The sequence below is a fragment of the Pseudomonas sp. DY-1 genome (genome assembly GCF_003626975.1).
In the GTDB taxonomy this organism is placed as follows: domain Bacteria; phylum Pseudomonadota; class Gammaproteobacteria; order Pseudomonadales; family Pseudomonadaceae; genus Metapseudomonas.
This window is the reverse complement of record NZ_CP032616.1, coordinates 5426506-5450755: the sequence shown is the minus strand read 5'-3', so window position 1 is coordinate 5450755 and position 24250 is coordinate 5426506. Positions and strand designations below refer to the sequence as shown.

Annotated in this window: 21 protein-coding genes and 1 pseudogene; 8 read left to right on the top strand and 14 right to left on the bottom strand. The window is 64.3% G+C overall.

Going from position 1 to position 24250, the window contains the following annotated elements; translation table 11 throughout:
• Nucleotide 1 precedes the first annotated feature (1 nt).
• The 7 genes and pseudogenes from D6Z43_RS25675 (at nt 2) to D6Z43_RS28860 (ending at nt 7302) form a co-directional block, all read left to right on the top strand.
• Nucleotides 2-952 (top strand): ABC transporter permease, encoded by a 951-nt coding sequence (locus tag D6Z43_RS25675; RefSeq protein WP_120654802.1) that lies wholly within the window; start codon nt 2-4, stop codon nt 950-952.
• Nucleotides 942-1748, top strand: a complete 807-nt coding sequence (locus D6Z43_RS25670; RefSeq protein ID WP_120654801.1) for an ABC transporter permease — start codon at nt 942-944, stop codon at nt 1746-1748. The genes D6Z43_RS25675 and D6Z43_RS25670 overlap by 11 nt, the downstream gene beginning before the upstream one ends.
• Before the next feature lie 152 nt (nt 1749-1900).
• Nucleotides 1901-3325, top strand: coding sequence for a gamma-aminobutyraldehyde dehydrogenase (locus D6Z43_RS25665; protein ID WP_120654800.1), 1425 nt, complete (start codon nt 1901-1903; stop codon nt 3323-3325).
• A gap of 292 nt (nt 3326-3617) precedes the next feature.
• Nucleotides 3618-4094 carry an ester cyclase gene (locus D6Z43_RS25660; RefSeq protein ID WP_120654799.1) on the top strand — a complete coding sequence of 159 codons (477 nt, stop codon included), beginning with the start codon at nt 3618-3620 and terminating at the stop codon, nt 4092-4094.
• A gap of 104 nt (nt 4095-4198) precedes the next feature.
• Nucleotides 4199-6061, top strand: coding sequence for an NAD(P)/FAD-dependent oxidoreductase (locus D6Z43_RS25655; RefSeq protein WP_120654798.1), 1863 nt, complete (start codon nt 4199-4201; stop codon nt 6059-6061).
• A gap of 206 nt (nt 6062-6267) precedes the next feature.
• Nucleotides 6268-6492, top strand: a pseudogene (locus D6Z43_RS28865) (methyl-accepting chemotaxis protein); the annotation flags it as partial.
• Nucleotides 6493-6585: 93 nt separating this feature from the next.
• A complete protein-coding gene (locus D6Z43_RS28860; protein WP_371924435.1) occupies nt 6586-7302 on the top strand; it encodes a cache domain-containing protein in 717 nt (238 codons plus the stop codon).
• 156 nt (nt 7303-7458) lie between these two features.
• On the opposite strand, the gene D6Z43_RS25645 is transcribed toward D6Z43_RS28860, so the two are convergent.
• The 13 genes from D6Z43_RS25645 to D6Z43_RS25585 all read right to left on the bottom strand — a co-directional run bounded on the left by D6Z43_RS25645 (nt 7459) and on the right by D6Z43_RS25585 (nt 21219).
• Entirely contained in the window at nt 7459-8442 is a 984-nt protein-coding gene (locus D6Z43_RS25645; protein WP_120654796.1) for a cysteine synthase A, read from the bottom strand.
• A gap of 38 nt (nt 8443-8480) precedes the next feature.
• A complete protein-coding gene (locus D6Z43_RS25640; RefSeq protein WP_120654795.1) occupies nt 8481-8930 on the bottom strand; it encodes a potassium channel family protein in 450 nt (149 codons plus the stop codon).
• Between the two features lie 12 nt (nt 8931-8942).
• Entirely contained in the window at nt 8943-9974 is a 1032-nt protein-coding gene (locus D6Z43_RS25635; protein WP_120654794.1) for a DUF2955 domain-containing protein, read from the bottom strand.
• Nucleotides 9964-11094 (bottom strand): HlyD family secretion protein, encoded by a 1131-nt coding sequence (locus D6Z43_RS25630; protein ID WP_120654793.1) that lies wholly within the window; start codon nt 11092-11094, stop codon nt 9964-9966. Before D6Z43_RS25630 ends, D6Z43_RS25635 begins: the two co-directional genes overlap by 11 nt.
• Nucleotides 11091-12623, bottom strand: coding sequence for an efflux transporter outer membrane subunit (locus D6Z43_RS25625; protein ID WP_371924434.1), 1533 nt, complete (start codon nt 12621-12623; stop codon nt 11091-11093). Before D6Z43_RS25625 ends, D6Z43_RS25630 begins: the two co-directional genes overlap by 4 nt.
• A 21-nt stretch (nt 12624-12644) precedes the next feature.
• Complete coding sequence (locus D6Z43_RS25620) at nt 12645-13760, bottom strand: AI-2E family transporter (RefSeq protein ID WP_120654791.1); 1116 nt, start codon at nt 13758-13760, stop codon at nt 12645-12647.
• 336 nt (nt 13761-14096) lie between these two features.
• Complete coding sequence (locus D6Z43_RS25615) at nt 14097-14543, bottom strand: nucleoside deaminase (protein WP_120654790.1); 447 nt, start codon at nt 14541-14543, stop codon at nt 14097-14099.
• A gap of 37 nt (nt 14544-14580) precedes the next feature.
• Complete coding sequence (locus D6Z43_RS25610) at nt 14581-16287, bottom strand: SulP family inorganic anion transporter (RefSeq protein WP_120654789.1); 1707 nt, start codon at nt 16285-16287, stop codon at nt 14581-14583.
• 82 nt (nt 16288-16369) lie between these two features.
• Nucleotides 16370-16783 carry a VOC family protein gene (locus D6Z43_RS25605; RefSeq protein WP_120655364.1) on the bottom strand — a complete coding sequence of 138 codons (414 nt, stop codon included), beginning with the start codon at nt 16781-16783 and terminating at the stop codon, nt 16370-16372.
• Nucleotides 16784-16812: 29 nt separating this feature from the next.
• A complete protein-coding gene (locus tag D6Z43_RS25600; protein ID WP_120654788.1) occupies nt 16813-17235 on the bottom strand; it encodes a YciI family protein in 423 nt (140 codons plus the stop codon).
• Nucleotides 17236-17636: 401 nt separating this feature from the next.
• The gene (gene recJ / locus D6Z43_RS25595) at nt 17637-19352 is read right to left on the bottom strand and encodes a single-stranded-DNA-specific exonuclease RecJ (RefSeq protein WP_120654787.1); all 1716 of its coding nucleotides are present in this window, start codon (nt 19350-19352) and stop codon (nt 17637-17639) included.
• 100 nt (nt 19353-19452) lie between these two features.
• Nucleotides 19453-19992, bottom strand: coding sequence for a YaeQ family protein (locus D6Z43_RS25590; RefSeq protein ID WP_120654786.1), 540 nt, complete (start codon nt 19990-19992; stop codon nt 19453-19455).
• A 72-nt stretch (nt 19993-20064) separates the two neighbouring features.
• Nucleotides 20065-21219: a diguanylate cyclase gene (locus tag D6Z43_RS25585; protein ID WP_120654785.1), complete on the bottom strand. Its 1155-nt coding sequence runs from the start codon at nt 21217-21219 to the stop codon at nt 20065-20067.
• A gap of 202 nt (nt 21220-21421) precedes the next feature.
• On the opposite strand from D6Z43_RS25585, the gene D6Z43_RS25580 reads away from it, so the two are divergent.
• The gene (locus D6Z43_RS25580; RefSeq protein ID WP_120655363.1) at nt 21422-22621 is read left to right on the top strand and encodes a CaiB/BaiF CoA-transferase family protein; all 1200 of its coding nucleotides are present in this window, start codon (nt 21422-21424) and stop codon (nt 22619-22621) included.
• A gap of 200 nt (nt 22622-22821) precedes the next feature.
• On the opposite strand, the gene thrC is transcribed toward D6Z43_RS25580, so the two are convergent.
• Nucleotides 22822-24231, bottom strand: coding sequence for a threonine synthase (gene thrC, locus D6Z43_RS25575; protein WP_120654784.1), 1410 nt, complete (start codon nt 24229-24231; stop codon nt 22822-22824).
• Nucleotides 24232-24250: the final 19 nt, after the last annotated feature.

The window sequence follows — 24250 nt, the reverse complement described above, 5'->3', positions numbered from 1 at the left end:
CATGGAACTGACCCTCAACGCCGAGCGGCCGCGCGCCGCCAATGGCTTGATGCGCAGGTTCTCGGGCCTGCTCTATCGCCGTCCGACGCTGTACCTCTCGCTGCTGCTGGTGCCGCCGCTGCTGTGGTTCGGCGCTATCTACCTGGGCTCGCTGCTGACGCTGCTCTGGCAGGGTTTCTACACCTTCGACGACTTCACCATGACGGTGTCGACGGACCTGACCCTGGTCAACTTTGGCGCACTGTTCCAGGCCGCCAACTTCGACATCATCGTGCGCACGCTGAGCATGGCCATCGCCGTGTCCATCGCCAGTGCCGCACTGGCCTTCCCCATCGCCTACTACATGGCGCGCTACACCACGGGCAAGACCAAGGCGTTCTTCTACATCGCGGTGATGATGCCCATGTGGGCCAGCTACATCGTCAAGGCCTACGCCTGGACCCTGCTGCTGGCCAAGGGCGGCGTAGTGATGTGGTTCGTCCAGGCGCTGCATCTGCAGCCCGTGCTGGAACTGCTGCTGGGCGTGCCCGGTGTCGGTGGCAGCACCCTCTCCACCTCGCACCTGGGGCGCTTCCTGGTGTTCGTGTACATCTGGCTGCCGTTCATGATCCTGCCGATCCAGGCCTCCCTGGAGCGCCTGCCGCCGTCGCTGCTGCAAGCCTCTGCCGACCTCGGCGCGCACCCGCGCCAGACCTTCATGCAGGTGATCCTGCCGCTGTCCATTCCGGGTATCGCCGCCGGCTCTATCTTCACTTTCAGCCTGACCCTGGGCGACTTCATCGTGCCGCAGCTGGTGGGCCCGCCCGGTTACTTCATCGGCAGCATGGTGTACGCCCAGCAGGGCGCCATCGGCAACATGCCCATGGCCGCCGCCTTCACCCTGGTGCCGATCGTGCTGATCGCCGTTTACCTGTCCATCGTCAAACGTCTGGGGGCCTTCGATGCACTCTGAGAAAGCGTCCTGGGGCCTGAAAGCGGCCGCCTGGGGCGGGCTGGCATTCCTGCACATCCCGATCCTGATCATCTTCATGTACGCCTTCAACACCGAAGACGCCGCCTTCAGCTTCCCGCCGCAGGGCTTCACCCTGCACTGGTTCAGCGTCGCCTTCGGCCGCGCCGACGTGGTGGAAGCGATCAAGCTGTCGCTGCAGGTCGCGGTCGTCGCCACGCTGATCGCCATGGTTCTGGGCACCTTGGCGGCCGCCGCGCTGTATCGCCACAGCTTCTTCGGCAAGGAAGGCATCTCGCTGATGCTGATCCTGCCGATCGCCCTGCCCGGCATCATCACCGGTATCGCCCTGCTCTCGGCGTTCAAGGAGTTGGGCATAGAACCCGGCCTGCTGACCATCGTCATCGGCCACGCCACCTTCTGCGTGGTGATCGTCCACAACAACGTGATCGCGCGCTTCCGCCGCACCTCCCATAGCCTCATCGAAGCCTCGATGGACCTGGGTGCCGACGGTTGGCAGACCTTCCGCCACATCATCCTGCCGAACCTGGGCTCGGCCCTGCTGGCGGGCGGCATGCTGGCGTTCGCGCTGTCGTTCGACGAGATCATCGTCACCACCTTCACCGCCGGCCACGAGCGCACGCTGCCGATCTGGCTGCTCAACCAGCTCAGCCGCCCGCGTGATGTCCCGGTCACCAACGTGGTCGCCATGCTGGTGATGCTGGTGACCATGCTGCCCATCCTCGCCGCCTACTACCTGACCAAGGGTGGCGAGAGCGTGGCGGGTAGCGGGAAGTAAACAGTTTCAGGCCGGCTCCCTCTCCCTCGCTTTCTCCCCTCTCCCTCCGGGAGAGGGGCCGGGCGTGAGGGCGGTCCGAGCCACACCGATTTTCCCTCACCCCAACCCCTCTCCCAGGGGGAGAGGGGCTAGAACCGAACAAGGATCACCCCATGCAAACCAAACTCCTGATCAACGGCCAGCTCGTCGCTGGTGAAGGCCCCAGCCTCGCCGTGCTCAACCCGTCCCTGGGCACCGCCCTGGTGGAAATCGCCGAGGCCAGCCCGGCCCAGGTCGATGCCGCCGTGCGCGCCGCCGACGCCGCCTTCCCGGCCTGGTCGCAGACCTCGCCGAAAGACCGCTCCACCCTCCTGCTCAAGCTCGCCGACCGCATCGACGCCCACGCCGAAGAACTGGCCCGCCTGGAATCGCAGAACTGCGGCAAGCCCTACGCCGCCGCGCTGAACGACGAACTGCCGGCCATCGCCGACGTGTTCCGCTTCTTCGCCGGCGCCAGCCGCTGCATGAGCGGTTCCGCCGCCGGTGAGTACCTGCCCGGCCATACCTCGATGATCCGCCGCGACCCGGTCGGCGTGGTCGCTTCCATCGCGCCGTGGAACTACCCGCTGATGATGGCCGCCTGGAAACTCGGCCCGGCCCTGGCCGCCGGCAACACCGTGGTACTGAAACCCTCCGAGCAGACCCCGCTGACCGCCCTGAAGCTCGCCGAGTTCATCGCCGAGATCTTCCCCGCCGGCGTGGTGAACATGGTCTTCGGCCGCGGCCCGAGCGTCGGTGAACCGCTGACCACCCACCCGAAGGTGCGCATGGTCTCCCTCACAGGCTCGGTCGCCACCGGCTCGCGCATCATCGCCGGCACCGCCGACAGCGTGAAACGCATGCACATGGAACTGGGCGGCAAGGCCCCGGTGATCATCTTCGACGACGCCGACATCGACGCCGCCGTGGAAGGCATCCGCACCTTCGGCTTCTACAACGCCGGCCAGGACTGCACCGCCGCCTGCCGCATCTACGCGCAGAAAGGCATCTACGAGAAGTTCGTCGCCAAGCTCGGCGAAGCCGTCGGCAGCATCCGGACCGGCCTGCAGGACGACCCGAATACCGAACTCGGCCCGCTGATCACCGAGCAGCACCTGGAGCGCGTCGAGGGCTTCGTCCAGCGCGCTGCCGCCGTGCCGCACATCCAGGTGGTCACCGGCGGCAAGCGTGTCGACGGCCCGGGCTTCTTCTTCCAGCCCACCGTGCTCGCCGGCGCCCGCCAGGACGACGAGATCGTCCGCCGCGAAGTGTTCGGCCCGGTGGTCTCGGTCACCGAGTTCGATAGCGAGGAGCAGGTGCTGGAGTGGGCCAACGATTCCGACTACGGCCTGGCCTCTTCCCTCTGGACCGCCGACGTCGGCCGCGCCCACCGCCTGTCCGCGCGCCTGCAGTACGGCTGCACCTGGGTCAACACTCATTTCATGCTGGTCAGCGAAATGCCCCACGGTGGCGTCAAGCACTCCGGCTACGGCAAGGACATGTCCATGTATGGGTTGGAGGATTACACCGCCATTCGCCACGTGATGTTCAAGCACTGATCCGGCCGCCGCTCGCTTGCTCGGGCGTTGTTGAGAAGAACGTCGAAATGCTCATGTACAACAGTACATTCCGCGTTCTCCGCTCTTCTCGCCTAGCCCGCACGGCGTGAGCGACGCCCGGATTCGCGCCACCTGCTGTAGGGGCGATTTCATTCGCCAAGCAGGCCGCAGGCCTGCCCGGGGAAACCTTGGGGCAGCTACGCCGCCCTTAGCGATTGAAATCGCCTCCACAGACAAGCAAAGCAAGAACGTTCCACCCGCAGTACGCCTCACCCAACCAGGAGAACGAGCAATGCGTAATACCTTGCGTAATTTCAGCTTCATCCTGTTTTTCGCCATGGCCGGGATGGCCCAGGCGGCTGACGATGCCAAGGCCATAGTCGATGGCTACATGGCTGCCTGGAACGCCCACGACGTCGACAAGGCCGCCAGCTTCCTGGCCGAGGACGCGGAATACTTCGATGCCACCGTCGGCACGCCGCAGAAAGGTCGTGCGGCTGCCCGCGACAACGTCATCAAGGTGTTCATCGGCGCCGTGCCGGACCTGAAGTGGAAAATGATCAGCGAGCCCATCGTCAGCGCCGAAGGCATCGCCTTCCAGTGGGAATTCGCGGGTACCAACAGCGGTGCCTGGAGTGCCGAAACCCCGGCCACCAACAAGCCGCTGAAGTTCGAAGGCGTGAGCTTCGTACGCGTCAAGAACGGCAAGATCACCTACCAGGGCGACTACTACGATGCCCTCGGTTTCAACAAGCAACTCGGCTGGTAACCCCTTCACCGGTGCCCCCAATGCGGGGCACCGGTCTCCTCCCGCCCGGCTTCGCGCCAGCGTCGCTGCAAAGATCGAAAACAACTGCCTTGCAAGGATTCGCTATGACCATCACCCGCCGTGATTTCCTCAACGGTGTCGCCCTCACCATCGCCGCCGGCCTCACGCCCACGCAGCTGCTGCGCGCAGCGCCGTCCGGCCGCTACTACCCGCCGGCCCTCACCGGCCTGCGCGGCAGCCACCCCGGCGCCTTCGAAGTGGCCCACCAGATGGGTTGGGAGAAGAAGAAATTCGACACCGATGGCATGCCGGTAGCCGAGGAATACGACCTGGTGGTGGTCGGCGGTGGCATCAGCGGCCTGGCTGCCGCCTGGTTCTACCGCGAGAAGCAGCCCAATGCGCGCATCCTGATCATCGAGAACCACGACGACTTCGGCGGCCACGCCAAGCGCAACGAGTTCGAGGTCGGTGGCCGCATGATCATCGGTTACGGCGGCAGCGAATCCTTCCAGTCGCCCAACCACCTCTACAGCGAGACCGTGAATGGCTTGCTGAAGAAGCTCGGTGTCGACATCAAGCGCTTCGAGACCGCCTTCGATCGCAACTTCTACCCCAACCTCGGCCTGTCCCGCGGGGTGTTCTTCGACAAGGAGAACTTCGGCGTGGACAAGCTGGTGAGCGGCGACCCGACACCCATGGTGGCCGACGACATCGCCCCGGAAAAACTCAATGCCCGCTCCTGGCGCGCATTCATCAGCGACTTCCCGCTGCCCGAGGCAGACCGCCAGGCGCTGATCGATCTTTATGAAGCGCCCCGCGACTACCTGGCCGGCAAGACAAGCGACGAGAAGGAAGCCCACCTGGCCAAAACCAGCTACCGCGACTTCCTGCTCAAGGACGTTGGCCTGTCCGAGGGTGCGGTGAAGTACTTCCAGAGCCGCACCAATGATTTCTCAGCCCTCAGCATCGATGCCGTGGCCGCCTACGACGCCTACTACGTCGGCTTCCCCGGCTTCGCGGCGATGCAGCTGCCGCCCATTGGCGAGGAAGCCAAGGCGGAGATGGAAGAGCCGTACATCTATCACTTCCCCGACGGCAACGCCTCGGTGGCACGCCTGCTGGTGCGCGACCTGATCCCGGCCGTAGCGCCCGGCAAGGGCATGGACGACATCGTCCTGGCGCAGTTCGACTACAGCCAGCTGGACGTCGCAGGCAGCCCCGTACGCCTGCGCCTCAACAGCACGGCGGTGAACGTGAAGAACCGCGCCGGCGGCGTCGATATCGGTTACAGCCGTGGCGGCCAGCTGGCCAGGGTACGTAGCAAGCACTGCGTAATGGCCTGCTACAACATGATGATTCCCTATCTCCTGCCCGACCTCTCCCCCGACCAGGCCCAGGCTCTGAGTCAGAACGTGAAGTTCCCGCTGGTGTACACCAAGGTGGTGATCCGCAACTGGGAGAGTTTCCAGAAGCTCGGCGTGCACGAAATCTATGCGACCACGCAGCCTTACAGCCGGATCAAACTGGACTACCCGGTAGACCTCGGTGGCTACAACCACCCGCGGGAACCGAAGCAGCCCATCGGCCTGCACATGGTCTACGTGCCGACGTCGCCTAACTCCGGCATGGACGCCCGCACCCAGGCCCGCACTGGCCGTGCCAAGCTCTATGCGACGACCTTCGAGCAGCTCGAAGCGCAGCTTCGCGACCAGCTCCAGCGCATGCTCGGTCCAGGTGGTTTCGACCACCAGAAAGACATCCTCGCCATTACCGTGAACCGTTGGTCCCACGGCTACGCCTACTTCTCCAACTCACTGTTCGACGATGAAAAAGAGAGCGAGAAAACCATGCTCCTGGCGCGCAAGCCGGTAGGCAACGTGACAATCGCAAACTCCGACTCGGCCTGGAGCGCCTATGCCCACGCGGCCATAGACGAAGCCCACCGGGCGGTCAGCGAACTCGGCTGACAGGTCGAGGCCATCCGGGGTACGAGCGATCGGGCCCCGGTTTCGCGCCACTGCCTGTGGCGTCTTCCTGCCCCAATCCATTTCGGTAGCCCACCATGCAGAGCAGTACCCGACAGCCCCAGGCGCCCATATCGGACGACGGCGTCCAGGACAACTCCACCCTCGACCAGGTCAAGCTGCTGATCGACGGCCTGAACAGCCGCTGGAACGAGATCAGCAAGGTTTCCGACGTGATCCGCCAGATCGCCAGGAATACCAACCTGGTCGCCCTCAACGCCGCCATCGAGGCTGCTCGCGCCGGCGAACTCGGTCGCGGCTTCGCCGTGGTCGCGGACGAGGTGCGGCGCCTGGCCACCCAGTCGGCCAACGCCACCTCCGATATTGGCAACGTGGTCGCCACCATCCGCCAGGAGAGCGAAAAGGCCCTCGAGCAGGTGCAACGAGCGGAAAGCGCCTCAAAGGCGGAGACGGCTGCGGTCCTGCTCGCCCGAGAGGCGCAGCAATTGCAGAACCAGTTTGCGGTAATGGCTACTGCGCTCTATGGCCTCAAGCATTTCATCCTCGGCCTGCATGCCCAGGGCCTCGGCCCGCAGCGCGAGCAGATCGACGCCGTGATGCAGCAATTCCTGCTGCAAAACCCCGGTCTGCTGGCTTTCGCCTGTGCCAGCGAACCCAACGCCCTGGACGGCCGTGACGGCGAGTTCGCCAACCAGCCGGGGCACGACCATACCGGCCGCATCATGGCCTACTGGAACCGGGGCGCCGGCGCCATCCAGCGCGAGTGCCTGGTGGGCTACGACGGCGACTGGTACGAATTACCCCGGCGCAAAGGCCGCGACCTGTTCATGGAGCCCTACGAGTACACGGTGGCCGGCAACACGGTGCTGATGACCTCCTTCATGACCCCGATGCAGGCCGGCGGGCGCTTCCTCGGCATCCTTGGTGCCGACTACAGCCTGCAACAGCTTCAGGAGCGTCTGAGCCAGCTCAAGCCGTTCGGCAACGGCCACTACGCGCTGCTTTCCAACGCTGCCCACTACGTGACTCACCCGAATGAGAAGCGGCTGGGCACCCCGGCCAACGAACTTCCTGGCGATGCGCGCAGTGCAATTCGCGATGGCCAGACGTTGCGCTTCAAGGGCGCCGGCAACACCATATGCCTGCTGCATCCGATTTTCGTCGGCAACTGCAATGCGCCCTGGTCGTTGCTGCTGCAGTTCGATCCTGATCTGGCTAGCTGAAGCAGAGTGACCCTCTCCCCCTTCCCTCTCACCTGATGCCCCGAGGCTCGCAGTACTGCCGAATCCCCCCTCCCCCAGAGGGAGGGGGCTTGAGTGAGGGGGAAACATCTCAAGCGTGTGCCAAGGCTGATCTGAAAGCCCCAGCGCAACGACAGCCTAGAACCCAGCCGCACCAGCCAGCCCCTTCTCCGCCAACCACGCCGGATTGAACAGCCGCCCCTGATAGAGCCCGCCTCGATCACAGAGCAGGGTCACGATCCGGTGCCCCGGCCCCAACGCGCGGGCCACCTGCACAGCCGCGGCGAGGTTGATGCCGGAGGAGCCACCGACGAACAGGCCCTCCTCCCGCAACAGGTGATAGACCATGGCCACGCAGGCGGGGTCGTCCACCTGCACGGCGTCGTCTATAGGCGTGCCTTCGAGGTTGGCGGTAATACGCGTGGTGCCGATGCCTTCGGTGATGGAGCTGCCTTCGGCCACCAGTTCACCGTGCTTCACCCAGTTGTACAGCGCGCTGCCCAGCGGGTCGGCGAGGACGATGCGGATGCCCGGGTCACGCGCCTTGAGGAACCGCGCCACCCCGGCCAAAGTGCCACCGGTACCGGTGGCGCAGACAAAGGCATCCAGCCGACCATCCGTATCGGCCCAGATTTCCGGGCCGGTCGTTTCGAAGTGGGCTTGCCGATTGGCGGTGTTGTCGAACTGGTTGGCCCAGATCGCCCCTGGCAGCTCGGCGGCCAGCCGTCCGGCGATCTTCTGGTAATTGTCCGGGTCCTTGTAAGGCCTGGGCGGCACCGGACGCACTTCGGCGCCGAGGGTACGCAACAGGTCGAGCTTCTCCGGGGACTGGTTGTCAGGAATCACGATGATGCAGCGATATCCACGCGCCGCGCAGATGTGTGCCAGGCCGATTCCCGTATTGCCGGCGGTGCCCTCTACCACGGTGCCGCCGGGATACAGCAAGCCCTGGCATTCGGCGTCGTCGAGGATGGAGCGCGCCGCGCGATCCTTTACCGACCCACCGGGATTGAGGAATTCGGCCTTGGCGAGGATGTCGCAACCAGTCTCGTTGCTCAGGCTTTCGAGACGCAGCAGCGGCGTGTTTCCGACACTGCCGATGAAACCTTCGCGGATCGCCATGCTGCACCTCCAGGCGAAGGCGGACTGACAGATACAGTCTAGTCGTCCTGCTTGTGCAGCCCTCGTGACATGTGGAGCTTGATGACTTCGGTCACCGCCGCAGTCATTACGGCGGTGGACACCCCGAACATGAGGATGCCGTTGGCGGCCTCCAGCGGTCCCAGCAAGCGCCAGGCGCCAGACATGACGATGTCGCCGTAACCCAGGGTCGCGAAGTTGACCGCCGAGTGGTAAAGCGCGGTTGCGAAGTCATCGAACTCACCAAGTAGCCGGAACAACGCCGCCCAGATCGCCATCTGCACGAAATTGCCCAGCAGCATCAGAAGCATCACCACGGCCAGGTATCCGGTGTTGCGCAATTGCGAATCATGCCCCTGCCAGAGCTTCCGATAACGCACGAAGTATTTCAGGCAGAGCGCCACGAAGTACGCCTGCATGAGGAGGCAGAGCAACATCACGGGAATTCCGACTAGCAGATTGAGCAACATGAAGCGACCTCGTCAGAGCGTGGAGCGCCGTTGCCGGCGGAAACGACGCCGATCGATCAGGTAAACCGCGGCGCAGGCATACAGGGTGACGGCGATGAACAGGCCCATGCGGACGGCGAAGGCGGTGTAGACATCCTTGCCCGCCGCGCTGTCCTGCACAGACTGGCCCAGCAGGATGATCAGCGTGATCAGGGTGTTGACCCAGAAACCCGGCGTCTGCGCCGTTGGGCTGAGACGATAGAGCTTTCGGGCCAGCAGCAGGCCGAACAGCAGCATCCAGAGGAAGAACATCCAGAGGTGCGGAAAGAGGCTCAACGCGCTCCAGAACAGCATGGCGAGCACGCCGCCCAGCAGGGTCGAGCCCAGCAGTTCGCGACCGGCCGTGCGTGCGCTGGCACCGCAGACCTGCTGGCCGAGGCTGACCGACTTCATGATCAGCGGCATGTAACTGGCCGGGTCGATAAGCGCCAGGAGGAAAGCAGGCAGCACCACCAACGCTGCGCGCAGCGCCACCCAGGCAGCCTCCACGTCCTCCAGCACCGGGCGCGCGGCGGGCGCCGGCGGCGCGGTTGGCTCGGGAAAGACCATATGGCTGAGCGAAACCACCAGTACAGCGAGCAGCACACCCTTGCCCAATGCCTGGATCACCGTCAGTGCCAACGCGAATTCGGCCGTGCCGGCGGCGCTGATCATGGTCAGGCCGATCACCAGAAACTGCGCCACCAGCGGGTTGCCGCCGCACAATCCATAGCGAAAGCACAGGTACAGGCAGAGTGCGACCAGCAACACACCGCTCGCTGGCGCATGGCGCAGGAGTGGAATCAGCAACAGGCCAGTTCCGGTACTGAGCATGATCACCAGCGCCAGTCCCGGTCCGGCCTTCAAAGGCAGGGGACGATTGCCGGCGGTCAGCAGGACCAGGACGAAAATCGGCGCCAGGAAGGGAATCGGCAGGGCCAGGCCGAAGCTGATCGCCAAGCCCAGCGCCGTACCACTGGCCAGGCGCAGGGCGCGCTGACTGCGTGGGTCGTGCTCAGTAGGCATAGGACAGCCAGCTCATCATGCGAATGAACAGTCGGCCCAGCGGATTGAGGACGTTGCCTTCGCGGGGAAAGGCCATGACTTCGGCCTGGCCGCCAACACGCAGGCCGCGCAGTTCGTCGAGTTCGCCCGGCAGGAGCTCGACGATGACCGGGAATCGCTGGGCGGGCCGCAGCCAGTCACGGCTGTTCTCCACCGATGGCAAGCTACCGGGGGCCGGCGCCTGACCAACGCTGACGCCATAGCCGACGCTGCGTACCCGTCCTTTGAAAACTCGCCCAGGCAGGGCATCGAGCACGATGGCGACCGGAGCCCCCGGCTGGACGTGGCCCAGGTTGTTTTCAGTGAAGTCGGCGCTTATCCACAGGTCGTGGATGGCGATCAGGGTCATCACCGGGTTACCCGCCCCCACGTACTGCCCGATGTCGGTGCGAAGGTCGGTGATCAGGCCGGCCGAGCGTGCCCTGACCTGGGTGTTGGCCAGGTCCAGTTCGGCCTTTTCCAGGGCGGTGGCGGCACTGCGCAACTGCGCGTTCTCCGCTTCGCTGCCACCTTGCTGCTCCCGCGCACGCTGCACTTCGGCCCGCGCTGCCGCTACCTGGCTGATGGCCTGCTCGCGGGATGCCCGCGCCCCTTCCAGGCGCCGTACGGAGAGAGTGCCCGGGTCCTGCTGGTAGAGGCGTTCAAGGCGTTCGCTGTCCTGGCGCGCCTTCAGTTCGTTGGCCTCGGCGGCCCGCTGGGAAGCCAGTGCCGAATCAATGGCGGCAGTGCTCGCCCCCACCTGCCGGCGTACGGTTTCCAGGTCGGCACGGGCGCGGTCGACGGCAATCTGGTAGTGCGTCGGGTCCACTTCGAACAGCACCTCGCCCACCTTGACGTCCTGGTTGTTGCGAACGTGCACCTTGGTGACCCGGCCGGCTACTTCAGCGGCCACCGGCACCACGAAGGCCTGCAGTCGCGCCTGCTGCGTATAGGGGGTGAAACGATCGGCCAGCAGGTACCAGACCAGCGTCAGGACGATGACCAGGGCGACCCAGCGGGTCCCCTTCTTCGCGCCGTCCGCAGCCTTCTCGGGAGCGGGCTGGGCCGGTGGCTGCGGATTGGCCTGAAGAGAATCGGTCATGGTCGTTCACCTTGTTCGATCGGAGACGAGTCGGACGGCGCATCGGGCTCGTCCAGCAGGTCACCCCAATCGGTGCGTTGCTGCATCTGCTGGCGCGTACTGTCGTCGATCAACGGTCTCGTGCTGTACCAGCCACCGCCCAGGGCCTTGTACAGTCCGATCAGGTTGGCCACTGCGTTGCTGCGGCTGACCAGATAGCTGTCCTGCTGCTGGAATAGCTCCCGCTGGGCATCCAGCACCCGCTGGAAATCTGCGAAGCCTTCGCGGTACTGCGCCATTGCCAGGGTCAGGGAGCGCTCCGCCGATTCGGCAGCCTCGCGCCGGATGCGTTCGCTTTCGAGCGATTTGATCAGCCCGGTGGCGGCGTCGTCGGCCTCGCGCGCGGCCTGGCGCACGCCGTCACGGTAAACCTCGATGAGCTGTTGCAGGCGCGCATCCTGGACGCGCACATCGTTCTTGATCCGACCATGGTCGAACACGTTCCACACCAGGCTCGGCCCCGCGGCCAGGTCCAGGCTGTCGGAAGCGCCATCCAGGGTCGAGGCGCTCCAGCCGATGCTGCCCAGCAGGGTGATGGAAGGATAGAGATCCGCCTCGGATACGCCGATCAACGCCGACTGGGCGGCAACCGCGAGCTCGGCTGCGCGGACGTCGGGACGACGTAGCAGCAGGTTGGCGGGAACGTCCTGCAGCACCGCGCGATCCAGCAATGGAATGAGGCCCTCTCGTTCGCGCAGCTCCGGCAGTGGACCTGGCGGCCGGCCCACCAGCACGGCCAGGGCATTGCGCGTGCGAAGCACCTGGCTTTCCAGGTCAGGGATGGTAGCCAGGGTGCCGAGGTACTGGGTCTTGGCTTGCTGGAAGTCCAGCTCGTCGCTGTCACCACTGCGGAAGCGCCGCTCGGTGATCTCGAAGCTGCGCCGCTGCCGTTCGGCGTTGTCACGGGCGATGCGCAGGCGAGCCTCGAAGGTGCGCAGTGAGAAGTAGGTGTCCGCCACCTGGGCACGCAGCAGCACCAGCACGTCTTCGTAGTTGGCATAGGCGGCGAAGTAGGCGGCGTCGGCCGACTCGATGGCGCGGCTGAATCGTCCCCAGAAATCCAGCTCCCAGGCCGCGTCGAAGCCCGCACCGTATTGCCAGGAATGGCTGTCTTGCGGATTGCGCCCCCCGGATTGGTTGCGGTCCAGGTACAGCGCATCAGCACTGACCTGCTGCACCTGCGGATATCGGCCGCTCATGGCGATGCCGAGCTGCGCGCGCGCCTCCATCACCCGCAGGCCGGCAATTTCCAGGCTTGGGTTGTACGCGTCGGCTTCGGCAATCAGGGCATCGAGGACCGGGTCGGTGAACACTTGCCACCATTGGCGGAAGTCCGGCTGCGGGCGATCAAGGCTCGCCTGCGCGATGGCCGGACTGTTCCATTGGTCGATCCAGGGTTCGCGCGGCGTCTGGAAATCCGGTCCCAGACGCACGCAGCCACTGAGGCCAAGGGCTCCGAACAGGAACAGCCAGGTAGATCTGCCGGCCATGTACATGGGGAAGTCGGAGCGTCAGGTCGTCGTCTCTTCTTCCGAAGTGGTTGTCACCGCCGCGCTTTCCGGCTGGTCGTCGACCCAGTGCCAGAACAGCATGTAGCCGACGGCCAGCATGACCGGGCCAATGAACAACCCAATGATGCCGCCGGTGACCATGCCGCCCAGGGCGCCGATCAGCACCACGGGCATCGGTACGTTGACACCACGCCCCAGCAACAGGGGTTTCAGGACGTTGTCCGACATCCCGGCAACGAAGGTGTAGATGGCGAAGATGATGGCTCCGGCGGTCGCTCCTTGGCTGGCGAACACGAAGATGATCACCGGAATGGTGATCAGCAGTGCGGGCAGTTGCATGATGCCCAGCAGCAACACGCCGAGCGCCAGGAGGCCAGCGCCCGGGATTCCCATCAGCACGAAGGCGATGCCCACCAGCAGCATCTGGATGAAGGCAATGCCGACCACGCCCTGCGCCACTGCACGAATGGTCGCCGTGCAAAGCTCGGCGATCTGCGGGCCACGGTCCGGCCCGGAGATGCGTGAAGCGATCTGTATGGCACTGCGGTGACCATTCTCGCCAAATGCCATGAAGATGCCTGCCACGATCAATGCGGCGATGAACAGCAGAAAGCCCGCCCCTACGCCGGCCAGCTTGCCGAACATGCTCATGCCGAAGCCGCGCAGGTGGGGCAGCAACTTCTTCATCAGGCTGGTCAGGTCGACCGACGCCTGCTGCCAGAAGTCGAACAACGGCTGGCCGATCAGGGGCCAGCTGGCAACGGACGCGTTGGGTGATGGAATATTCAGTTCACCGCCCTTGAACAGTTCGATGGCCCCCTGCACCGACTCGGCCATGGAAGATGCCAGCAGGTAGACCGGCACCATCAGCAGAATCAGGGAAACCACAACGATCAGCGTGGCCACGTGGCCATCACGCATGCCCAGCTTGGCCTTCAGACTCTGATGCAGTGGATAGAAAGTGACCCCCAGGATCAATGCCCAGAGCATCAGGTTGAGGAAGGGATGGAAAACCTGGTAGCAGGAAATGGCGAGGATCGCGACCAGGCCTGCTCGAATGAGCACGTCCATCAGGCCGCGAGACAGGATCCTTTCCGAAACGGAACTTGACAGCATTGAGCTCTCCTTCTGCTGTAGCAATCAGGCAAAACCAGTCGGACATTCCTACTGCTTGGCAGCGATCCAACGGACGTACGGCGCAAGATCCTCAAGCCGCACTGGAGTCTGATCCAAGTCATTTCTGTTCAATGATCGTCATTTCTGCCGGCTTCCAGCCTAGACACCCCTATCGTGTCGGGCCTAAAGCGACGTCTCCGATCCGCTGCTGGATCGGCTGAATACCAGCATAGTCGCTACTCGACGATTGGTAGTCCCCTTGCGAGAGGGGCTCTCGCAAGGGGTCCCACTGGCGGGCGCCAGGGGGGACGATGCGGTTGTGGCGTTGGTTTGGGATCAGGCCGCCGGCTCGCCGATATCCTCGTTCCACAACTCCGGCCGGGCTTCGATGAAATCCTCCATGAGCTTCACGCACTCGGCATCCTGCAGCACCTCCAGCTCCACGCCACGGGAGCGAAGCAGTTCCTCCTCGCCCATGAAGGTGCGGTTCTCGCCGATGATCACTTTGGGAATGCCGTAGAGCAGGATCGCGCCGCTGCACATGGAACAGGGCGACAGCGTCGTGTAGAGCACCGCCTCCCGGTAGACGCTGGCGGGCTGGCGGCCGGCGTTCTCGAAGGCGTCCATCTCGCCGTGCTTGATCGCACTGCCTTCCTGGATACGGCGGTTATGACCCCGACCGATGATGCGGCCCTTGTGGACGATCACCGAGCCGATGGGAATCCCGCCCTCGGCCAGGCCCTGGCGGGCTTCTTCGATGGCGGCTTGCATGAAAGGGTCCATGGTCGTTCCTTGGTTTCCAATGGGTTGATCCTGTGGTTTACGCGACAGGCTGCTTTTCCTGCAAGGCCTGCTTCGCCAGCCAGATACGGTAGGCATTGATGCCGGCACGTACCGAGCTGAATACCAGCGGCGGTTTCAGCTCGCCAAACTGCCCGGAGCGTAGCAACAGGTCGTGGGCCGGACCGAAGAGACGGGCAAAGCCGAGAAAAACGCCACGGGCCGCGAGGGTTTCCTGCACCTCACGCAAGGTGGCCAGGCCCGTGACGTCCAGGTTGATCATGGTTTCGGCGTTGAGCAACACCGCGCGCGGGGCTTCCGACCGCTCCACCACAGCCAGCAGGCGCTGCTTGAAGTAATCGGCATTGAAGAACAGCAGCGGCGCGTCGAATCGGTAGATGATCAGCCCCGGCAAGGTGGTGGCCTGTGGATAACGCCCAAGCTCCACCTGGCCATCCACGCCTTCCACCCAGCCAAGCACCGCGTCGGTGGGGCGATAGGTGAGATACAGCAGGCGCAGCAGGGCCAGGGAAATGGCAACGAAGATGCCGGGCAGCACACCGACGCCCAGCACCCCCACGGTGGTCAGCAGGCAGAGCCCGCACTCGAAGCGGCTGAGGCGCCAAAAGGCCTTGATCGTACGAAAATCGATCAGCCCCCACCCTGCCAGCATCAGCACCGCGCCAAGGGCCGCAATGGGCACCCAGGCCAGGGGACCATGGAGGAACACCAGTACCGCGACAATCACCAGCGCCACCACCACGCTGACCATCTGGGTCTTGCCGCCCACCAGGTCGTTCACCGCGGTGCGCGAGTCCGCGCCGCTGATGACGAAGGACTGCGACACCCCGGCGCCGACGTTGGCCAGGCCCAGGGCAATGAATTCGTGGTTGGCGTCGATGGCATAGCCGTGACGGGCGGCGAAGCTGCGAGCGGTGAGCATGGCGCTGCAGAAGCTGACGATCGTGATACCGGTGGCGTCGCGTAGCAGGCTGAGCAGCTCCTGGTAGCTGGCGCGCGGCCAGCTCAGTTCGGGCAGCCCGGCCGGGACGGCGCCCAGCAGGGCCACTCCGTGACGGTCGAGCCCGAGCCAGGCGGCCGCCAGCGAAGCCAGCACGAGGGCCACCAGCGAGACCGGCAGCCGTGGCCAGCGCCGCGGCAGGACGATCATCAGCAGCAGCGCCGCGGCGCCCAAGGCCAGGGTCGGCAGATGGGTGTCTGCCAGATTGCGGATCATCGCCAGCAGGCCGGCGATGAAGCCGCTGGTTTCGCTCTGGTAACCCAGCAGTTTGCCGAGCTGGCCAGCCAGCAGGCTGAGGCCGATACCGTTGAGGTAGCCCACGAGGATGGGCCGTGAGAGGAAGCTCGCGATGAAACCGGCGCGGATGAAGCCAGCCACGATCGACAGCAGGCCAACCATCACTGCGACGATCATCGACAGGTGTACCAGACGCTGTGGATCGCCTGCCGCCAGCGGGGTAATAGCGGCGGCCACCATGGCTGCGGTGGCGGCATCCGGCCCGACCATAAGCTGCCGGGAGCCGCCCACCAGAGCGTAGATCAGCATCGGCAGGATGCAGGCGTAGAGCCCGACCTGAGCGGGAAAGCCGATGATCTGCGCATAGGCGATGGCCGTAGGAATCTGCACGGCGGCGACTGACAGGCCGGCCGTGAGATCGGCGCGCAGCCAATCGCGGCGATAGTGGAAACGGCTGACGTGATCACGCAGCCTGTGGATCAGGAACATTGGAACCGTCCGCTTCAGATGACTCCAGAAGCTTAGGCCCACAACGCCGGGGAGACCCCGGCGCCGCAGTCACTTTTGAGAACTAATGATCCTTCTCACAGTTGATCATCCAGGGCACTCCGAAGCGGTCCACCAGCATGCCAAAGCGCGCGGCCCAGAAAGTCTGCGCCAGGGGCATCTGTACCTGACCGCCCTCGGCCAGCGCATTGAAGACCCGCTCGGCCTCGACTATGCGGTCGACGTTGATTGAAACGCTGATGCCGCTGATGCCCTTGAAAGGCGCTTGAGGCGGGCAATCCGAGCCCATGATCACCTGATCACCCACAGCCAGGCGGGCATGCATGATCTTGTCGCGGAAGTTCTCCGGCACATCCTCGCAGGCTGGGCTTTCGGCGAAGCTCAGGAAGGCTTCCAGGGTGCCGTTCAGCACCTTGGCGTAGAACTGGAAGGCGGGGCCACACTGGCCATCGAACGTGAGGTAGGGATCGATTTTCATGATGGTCTCCTGTCCGTGGTGGATGGCGGTCACTGCTGCCGGGCTTTCTCGAAAACGCGCTGTTCCTGCTCGCGCAGCTCAGGAGTGAACTCCGCGCCGAAGTCCTCGGCCTCGAACACCTGGCGAATTTCGATCTCGGACTCGGAGATCATGGGGTTGGGGCAGCGTTTGACCCACTCGACGCACTCTTCCAGGGAATTGACCTTGAACAGCCAGAAGCCGGCGATCAGTTCCTTGGTTTCTGCAAAGGGGCCGTCGATGACAGTGCGGTCCTTGCCCTTGAACACGACTCGCGCTCCTTTTGAACTGGGATGCAGTCCCTCACCAGCAAGCAGGATGCCGGCGTTGACGAGCTCTTCGTTGTACTGGCCCATGGCCGTGAGCAGTTCCGTGCTGGGCATGATGCCCGCTTCCGATTCCTTGGTTGCTTTGACAATCACCATGAAGCGCATTGTTGTTCTCCTGTTGGGTTGCATGAACATCAGCCTGCGACCGTTGCCTGCTGACTGTGCTTAATGGTCGATGGGGAATCGACGAGATCGACAACAGGCCGAAATTTTTTTCTCGGGGGCGCAGGACTGGATCAGCGTAGACCCGGATCGGAGGTTTGCGCGGACGGGGTGACGGATGAGCAAGTGCGGGCGATTTCAATCGCCAAGCAGACCGAAGGTCTGCCTCGCGGGTCTGCGCTAGCTGTTGCGAGAGATTGACCAGCGGGCCAAGAGGCTTGTAGGAACTGGCTTGCCAGCGATACGGGGCCATTCGCTGGCAAGCCAACTCCTACGGGCAATGCAGCTGCTTGCAACACCAAACGCAGGCATAGCCAATGAATTCGTCCCCACAACCATTCGCGTCAACGCGGGGCGATGTGAGCGACCATCAGCTGCACGCTTTCCTGGCCACGGTATTCGTTGACGTCCAGCTTGTAGGCCACTTCGGCCCAGCGGACGCTGGCGTTGGGCCATTGCTCGCGGTCGATGTTGAAGGCGATGCCGTCCAGTTGCACCGAACCGCATTCACTTTTCAGCACCAGCTTCAGATGGCGCTCGCCGACCAGGCGCTGTTGGACGATCTGGAATACGCCATGGAACAGCGGCTCGGGGAAGTGCTGGCCCCAGGGGCCGGCCAGGCGTAGGGCACGGGCAAGCTCCAGGTGGAACTCCTCGATACTCAGTTGACCGTCGGAAAGCAGGCGGCCGGTGAGGTCGTCTTCATCGAGCTGCCGGCGGGTCTCGGCGTCGAACGCGGCAGCGAAGGCACCAAAGTTTTCCACAGGCAGGGACAAGCCAGCGGCCATGGCGTGACCACCGAACTTGCTGATCAGACCCGGATGGCGGGCGGCGACGGCATCCAGCGCGTCACGGATGTGGAAGCCCGGCACTGAGCGTGCCGAGCCCTTGAGCAGACCGTCGCCAGCATCGGCGAAGGCAATGGTCGGACGGTGGTAGCGCTCCTTCAGGCGCGAGGCGAGGATGCCAATCACGCCCTGGTGCCAGTCCGGCTCGAATACGCAGAGCCCGAATGGCATGTCTTCGATAGGCAGGTTCTTCAGTTGCGCCAGCGCCTCGCGCTGCATGCCCTGCTCGATGGCCTTGCGGTCCTGGTTGAGCTGGTCCAGTTGCACGGCCATGTCGCGGGCCAGGGCCTCGTCTTCGCAAAGCAGGCATTCGATGCCCAGGCTCATGTCGTCCAGGCGGCCGGCAGCGTTCAGGCGGGGACCGAGGATGAAGCCGAGGTCGGTCGAGGTGATGCGCCCTGCCGGACGCCCGGCAACTTCGAGGATCGCCTTGAGGCCGGCACGGGCACGGCCGGCGCGGATGCGCGCCAAGCCCTGGTGCACGAGGATGCGGTTGTTGGCGTCCAGGGGCACCACGTCGGCGACGCTGCCCAACGCCACCAGGTCGAGCAGGTCGCCGAGGTTGGGTTCCTTGAGGCCGGCACGATTGAACCAGTCCAGCTCACGCAGGCGAGCGCGCAGCGCCATCAACACGTAGAAGATCACGCCGACGCCGGCCAGAGACTTGCTCGGGAAGTCGCAGCCAGGCTGGTTGGGATTGACGATGGCGTCCGCCGCGGGCAATTCCGGCCCCGGCAGGTGGTGGTCGGTGACCAGCACCTTGAGCCCCGCAGCCTTTGCGGCTGCCACGCCTTCGACACTGGAAATGCCGTTATCCACCGTCACCAGCAGGTCCGGCTGGCGGGTCAGGGCAACGGCAACTATTTCTGGCGTCAGGCCGTAGCCGTACTCGAAGCGGTTGGGGACCAGGTAATCGACATGGAAGGCACCGAGCATGCGCAGGCCGAGTACGCCAACGCTGCTGGCAGTCGCACCGTCGGCATCGAAGTCGCCGACATAAAGGATGCGCTGGCGCTTTTCCAGGGCCTCGACCAGCAGTTCCACCGCAGCGTCGATGCCCTTGAGCTGCTGGTAAGGAATCAACCGCGCCAGGCTCTTGTCCAGCTCCGCCACGGACTGTACGCCACGGGCAGCGTAGAGGCGGGTCAGCAGCGGGGGCAGCTCGCCCAGGTCAGGCAGGACATCGGGTAGGACGCGGTGTTCGATACGCATGAAAGGTCCAATCTTTGAATCGACTTCCCCTCTCCCTCCCGGGAAAGGGCCTTGGGGCGAGGGCTTGGCGCCCTGCCCCGGAAATCTTCCGGATTTCCGATCAGCGCTCCCCGGCCAGCCACTCCAAGGGAACTTCGTGCTGGCCGCGCTCATCGGTGACGAACAGCTCGCCGTCGCTGATCATCACGCTCCAGCTGATCGAGCGCGGGAGGTCGCGGGCCAGTTCTTCCAGGGCTTGCTGGCCGACGGCGACGACATTGATGTTTTTCAGGCTGCGCACGCCGTCCAGGACCTTGGTCTGCCAGACGCGCAGGTTGCCATAGGCCACCAGGCTGAAGCGCTCGGTGCGGCGCGAGCACCAGGTGATGCGCTCGGCGTCCGGCTGCCCCACCTCGATCCAGTGCAGGACGCGGTCATCCAGGCTCTTTTCCCACAAAGCCGGCTCGTCTACGTCCGACAGGCCACGGCCGAAAGCCAGCTGCTCGTGGTACCACAGCGCGTAGGCGATCAACCGCACGGCCAGGCGTTCCTCGGTTTCCGAGGGGTGCTTGGCGACGGTGAAACGCAGGTTCTCGTAGACGCTGCGATCCAGGTCAGTGAGGTTGAGTTCGACTTTGTAGGGGGTCGCTTGGAGGGCCATGACGGGCTTCTTGGTGATTCGCGGAGGGGCGCAAGTCTACCCTGATTCCATTGCCTTGGCTGGGGCTTCCAGCTAATCGGCGGGGTAGCGCTGGATGCGGTTGCGCCCCTTGTCTTTCGCCGCGTAGAGGGCGTCGTCGGCCATCGAGAGCAGGCGGAACAGGTCGTAACCTGCTTCCTTGGAGCTGACGATTCCGATGCTGACGCTGAGCTCCCCCGGCTCTTGGAATGGCAGTTCGGCGAACTCGCGGCGGATGCGCTCGGCCACCTGGGCACCGGCTTCGTCGTCGGCATCGGCCAGCAGGCAGGCGAATTCTTCGCCCCCGATGCGGCCGAAGACGTCCTGCTTGCGCATGCTGCCGACGGCAATACGGGTGAACGCGACCAGGGCCTCGTCGCCGGCAGCATGGCCGTAGCTGTCATTCAGCCGCTTGAAGTGGTCGAGGTCGCAGAGCAGTAGTGCAACCGGTTCGCGCCGGTGCTCACAACTTTCCAGCAGGTATTCCCCAGTGGTCATGAAGGCGCGCCGGTTGCCGACCCCTGTAAGCGGGTCGCAATAGGCGGCAGCGCGAAACTTCAGTTCGGCGCGTTCCTTGACCATCGCGAGGGTGACGAAGGCAATGCCGATGGCGTACAGCAGGGTCTCGAACACCAGCAGGGAGAAGAAACTGGTGCCCTGGCCGCTGCTGGCCATGGCTGCATCGAACGGCATGCCGCGATCGATCACAATGCGCGCGCTGTAGAAAACCATGTGGAAGAGGGTCAGTACCAAAGCAGGCATGTAGGCCACTTCCAGCGACTGGCGACTGCGCCACAGCTCATGGGCGCTCAGCCCGCAGTAACAGACTGTGATCAGCGAGCTGACCGCAATGCGCACGGTAAGGGATTCGTAGAACGCCGGGTTTAGACAGAGCAGCATCCAGACCAGCGAGCCGGCGCAGATACCCAACAGGTGCGGCTGGCGCCCGGCGAACACACGCATGGCGGTCCAGTTCATGGCCGCGCAGAAATGAAGCACCACATTGCCCAGCACCAGCGGAACGAAGTCCATGCCCATGCCGCGCAGGCTGCCCAGCACCGTGCCCAGGGCACCGAGCAGCAGCATGGCGGCGAGGTAACCGAGCGTCGGTTCGCGACGACCACGACGCCAGGCGTGCAGCATGAGCAGGCCGACCAGGGCGAGGACATAGATATCCACAAGCACCAGCGTGGGGACATTCAGTTGCATGCACCCTCCTCCCGATACGTTCCGGGCGACAAGTGGCTGCGGCTGGCAAGGCGATCTGGCATGGTCGTCGACGCGTTCGAATCGGGGGCCTGCCAAGAACTTTAAGTCGCCCGGGAATGGCGCGCCAGCGACAATCCAGGCTGTTCGCAACAACCTCCAAGGGAGTAGAGTCGCCGCCATTGCCTGGCCCATGGACATCCCGATGAACGCCCCCGCCAAACCACTCGCCGGCCTCAAAGTAATCGAGCTCGGCACGCTGATCGCCGGTCCCTTCGCCTCGCGCCTGTGCGCGGAGTTCGGCGCCGAAGTCATCAAGATCGAATCCCCCGATGGCGGCGACCCACTGCGCAAGTGGCGCAAGCTGTACGAAGGCACGTCGCTCTGGTGGTTCGTACAGGCGCGCAACAAGAAGTCGCTGACGCTGAACCTGAAACACCCCGATGGCCGGGACATCCTCAAGAAGCTGTTGACCGAAGCGGACATCCTGATCGAGAACTTCCGCCCCGGCGTGCTGGAGAAGCTGGGCCTGGGCTGGGACGTGATTCATGCCCTTAACCCCAAGCTGGTGATGGTACGGCTATCCGGCTTCGGCCAGAGCGGCCCCTACAAGGACCAACCGGGCTTCGGCGCGGTGGGTGAGTCCATGGGTGGCCTGCGTTACATCACCGGTTTCGAGGATCGCCCGCCGGTGCGCACCGGCATCTCCATCGGCGACTCCATCGCCGCCCTGTGGGGCGTGATCGGCGCGCTCATGGCGCTGCGCCACCGCGAGGTGAATGGCGGCCTGGGCCAGGTAGTGGACGTGGCGCTCTACGAAGCGGTATTCGCCATGATGGAAAGCATGGTGCCGGAGTTCGACGTGTTCGGTTTCATTCGCGAACGCACCGGCAACATCATGCCCGGCATCACCCCCTCCTCTATCCACACCGCCGCCGATGGCCGTCACGTACAGATCGGCGCCAACGGCGATGCCATCTTCAAACGCTTCATGCTGGCCATCGGCCGCGAGGACCTGGCCAACGATCCGACCCTGGCCAGCAACGACGGTCGCGACGCACGTCGCGAAGAACTCTATGGGGTGATCGACCGCTGGGTGGGCTCGCTGCCGCTGGACGAGGTGCTGGCCGTGCTGAACCGCGCCGAAGTGCCGGCCAGCCGCATCTTCTCTGCCGAAGACATGTTCGCCGACCCGCAGTTCCTCGCCCGGGAAATGTTCCTCTCGGCAAAGCTGCCGGATGGCAAGCCATTCAAGATGCCGGGCATCGTCCCCAAGCTCTCCGACACGCCCGGTTCGACCGAATGGATCGGTCCGGAACTTGGAGAGCACAACGCAGAGGTGCTGGCCGCCCTGGGTTACAACGCCGAGCAGGTTACGGCGCTGAAGGGAAATGGGGCGATCTGATCGCCGCTGGAACAGAGCCGATTTTCCTGTAGGGGCGAATTCATTCGCCAAGCAGGTCGAAGAGTTGCCCCGCGATACCTAAGGGGGATGCTGCACATCCCTTGGCGAATGAGTTCGCCCCTACGAGGTCTCGACGCAATGGCTGCCATAAAAAAGGCCGGCCCCTTTCGGGAGCCGGCCTTTTCGTTCTGGCGCCTGGATTACAGCGGCTTGCCGCGGTTGCCATGCTGGCTGACGAAGGCCTGGATCTGCTTCAGGTCGTTCGGCAGCACGGTGCAGCGTTCCTCGCGCTGGAACAGGTCGGCGAGGTGCGGCGGCAGGGCCGGGACCTGGCCAACGCCAGCCTTTTCCACCGCTTCCGGGAATTTGACCGGATGAGCGGTACCCAGGGTGACCATCGGGGTGGCCAGGCTGCGGCGGCACTCGCGGGCAGCGCGAACGCCGATCGCGGTGTGCGGGTCCAGCAGCTCGCCGCACTCCTTGTACACCTCGGCGATGGTTTCGCAGGTAGCTGCGTCATCCACGGCCAGAGAGTCGAACAGCTTGCGCGCTTCGGTCCAGCGGTCTTCCTCGACGCTGAAGCCGCCGCCCTGCTTGAAGGTATCCATCAGGCTGGCGATGGCGACGCCGTTGCGACCGTGCAGGTCGAACAGAAGGCGCTCGAAGTTGGACGACACCATGATGTCCATCGACGGCGACAGGGTCGGGTGCAGGGTGTCCTTGACGTACTGGTTGCCGCTCATGAAGCGGTGCAGGATGTCGTTGCGGTTGGTGGCGACGATCAGTTGGCTGATCGGCAGGCCCATGTTGCGCGCCAGGTAGCCGGCGAAGATGTCGCCGAAGTTGCCGGTGGGCACGGAGAACGCCACGGAGCGCGCCGGGCCACCCAGCTGCAGGGCTGCGTGGAAGTAGTAGACGATCTGGGCCATGATCCGCGCCCAGTTGATCGAGTTGACCGCGACCAGGCGAGTACCCTTGAGGAAGCCCTGGTCGGCGAAGCTCGCCTTGACCATCTCCTGGCAGTCGTCGAAGTTGCCCTCGACCGCGATGTTATGGATGTTGTCGCCGAGGATGGTGGTCATCTGGCGGCGCTGCACTTCGGACACGCGATTGTGCGGGTGCATGATGAAGATATCGACGTGTTTGCAGGCTTTGCAGCCTTCGATCGCAGCCGATCCGGTGTCGCCCGAGGTGGCGCCCATGATCACCACACGCTCGCCGCGCTTGCTCAGCACGTGGTCGAGCAGGCGACCCAGCAGTTGCAGGGCGAAGTCCTTGAACGCCAGGGTCGGACCATGGAACAGCTCGAGCACCCACTCATTGCCATTCAGCTGGCGCAGCGGCGCCACGGCGTTGTGGGCGAAGACGCCGTAGGTTTCCTCGAGGATCTTCTTGAAGTCGGCGTCATTGATGCAGCCGGCAACAAAGGGGCGCATCACGCGGAAGGCCAGTTCGTGGTACGGCAGGCCGGCCCAGGAGGCGATTTCTTCCTGGGTGAAGCGCGGCAGGTTTTCCGGTACGTAGAGGCCGCCGTCACTGGCCAGGCCAGCCAGCAGCACGTCTTCGAAGTTCAGGGCCGGAGCCTGGCCGCGGGTACTGATATAGCGCATGTCTTAAAACCTTGGTTTC

Bases quoted from the DNA above. Each gene is read 5' to 3' on its own strand.
- D6Z43_RS25675 (WP_120654802.1), top strand. From the start codon at position 2: ATGGAACTGACCCTCAACGCCGAGCGGCCGCGCGCCGCCAATGGCTTG.
- D6Z43_RS25670 (WP_120654801.1), top strand. From the start codon at position 942: ATGCACTCTGAGAAAGCGTCCTGGGGCCTGAAAGCGGCCGCCTGGGGC.
- D6Z43_RS25665 (WP_120654800.1), top strand. From the start codon at position 1,901: ATGCAAACCAAACTCCTGATCAACGGCCAGCTCGTCGCTGGTGAAGGC.
- D6Z43_RS25660 (WP_120654799.1), top strand. From the start codon at position 3,618: ATGCGTAATACCTTGCGTAATTTCAGCTTCATCCTGTTTTTCGCCATG.
- D6Z43_RS25655 (WP_120654798.1), top strand. From the start codon at position 4,199: ATGACCATCACCCGCCGTGATTTCCTCAACGGTGTCGCCCTCACCATC.
- D6Z43_RS28860 (WP_371924435.1), top strand. From the start codon at position 6,586: ATGGCTACTGCGCTCTATGGCCTCAAGCATTTCATCCTCGGCCTGCAT.
- D6Z43_RS25645 (WP_120654796.1), bottom strand. From the start codon at position 8,442: ATGGCGATCCGCGAAGGTTTCATCGGCAGTGTCGGAAACACGCCGCTG.
- D6Z43_RS25640 (WP_120654795.1), bottom strand. From the start codon at position 8,930: ATGTTGCTCAATCTGCTAGTCGGAATTCCCGTGATGTTGCTCTGCCTC.
- D6Z43_RS25635 (WP_120654794.1), bottom strand. From the start codon at position 9,974: ATGCCTACTGAGCACGACCCACGCAGTCAGCGCGCCCTGCGCCTGGCC.
- D6Z43_RS25630 (WP_120654793.1), bottom strand. From the start codon at position 11,094: ATGACCGATTCTCTTCAGGCCAATCCGCAGCCACCGGCCCAGCCCGCT.
- D6Z43_RS25625 (WP_371924434.1), bottom strand. From the start codon at position 12,623: ATGGCCGGCAGATCTACCTGGCTGTTCCTGTTCGGAGCCCTTGGCCTC.
- D6Z43_RS25620 (WP_120654791.1), bottom strand. From the start codon at position 13,760: ATGCTGTCAAGTTCCGTTTCGGAAAGGATCCTGTCTCGCGGCCTGATG.
- D6Z43_RS25615 (WP_120654790.1), bottom strand. From the start codon at position 14,543: ATGGACCCTTTCATGCAAGCCGCCATCGAAGAAGCCCGCCAGGGCCTG.
- D6Z43_RS25610 (WP_120654789.1), bottom strand. From the start codon at position 16,287: ATGTTCCTGATCCACAGGCTGCGTGATCACGTCAGCCGTTTCCACTAT.
- D6Z43_RS25605 (WP_120655364.1), bottom strand. From the start codon at position 16,783: ATGAAAATCGATCCCTACCTCACGTTCGATGGCCAGTGTGGCCCCGCC.
- D6Z43_RS25600 (WP_120654788.1), bottom strand. From the start codon at position 17,235: ATGCGCTTCATGGTGATTGTCAAAGCAACCAAGGAATCGGAAGCGGGC.
- recJ (WP_120654787.1), bottom strand. From the start codon at position 19,352: ATGCGTATCGAACACCGCGTCCTACCCGATGTCCTGCCTGACCTGGGC.
- D6Z43_RS25590 (WP_120654786.1), bottom strand. From the start codon at position 19,992: ATGGCCCTCCAAGCGACCCCCTACAAAGTCGAACTCAACCTCACTGAC.
- D6Z43_RS25585 (WP_120654785.1), bottom strand. From the start codon at position 21,219: ATGCAACTGAATGTCCCCACGCTGGTGCTTGTGGATATCTATGTCCTC.
- D6Z43_RS25580 (WP_120655363.1), top strand. From the start codon at position 21,422: ATGAACGCCCCCGCCAAACCACTCGCCGGCCTCAAAGTAATCGAGCTC.
- thrC (WP_120654784.1), bottom strand. From the start codon at position 24,231: ATGCGCTATATCAGTACCCGCGGCCAGGCTCCGGCCCTGAACTTCGAA.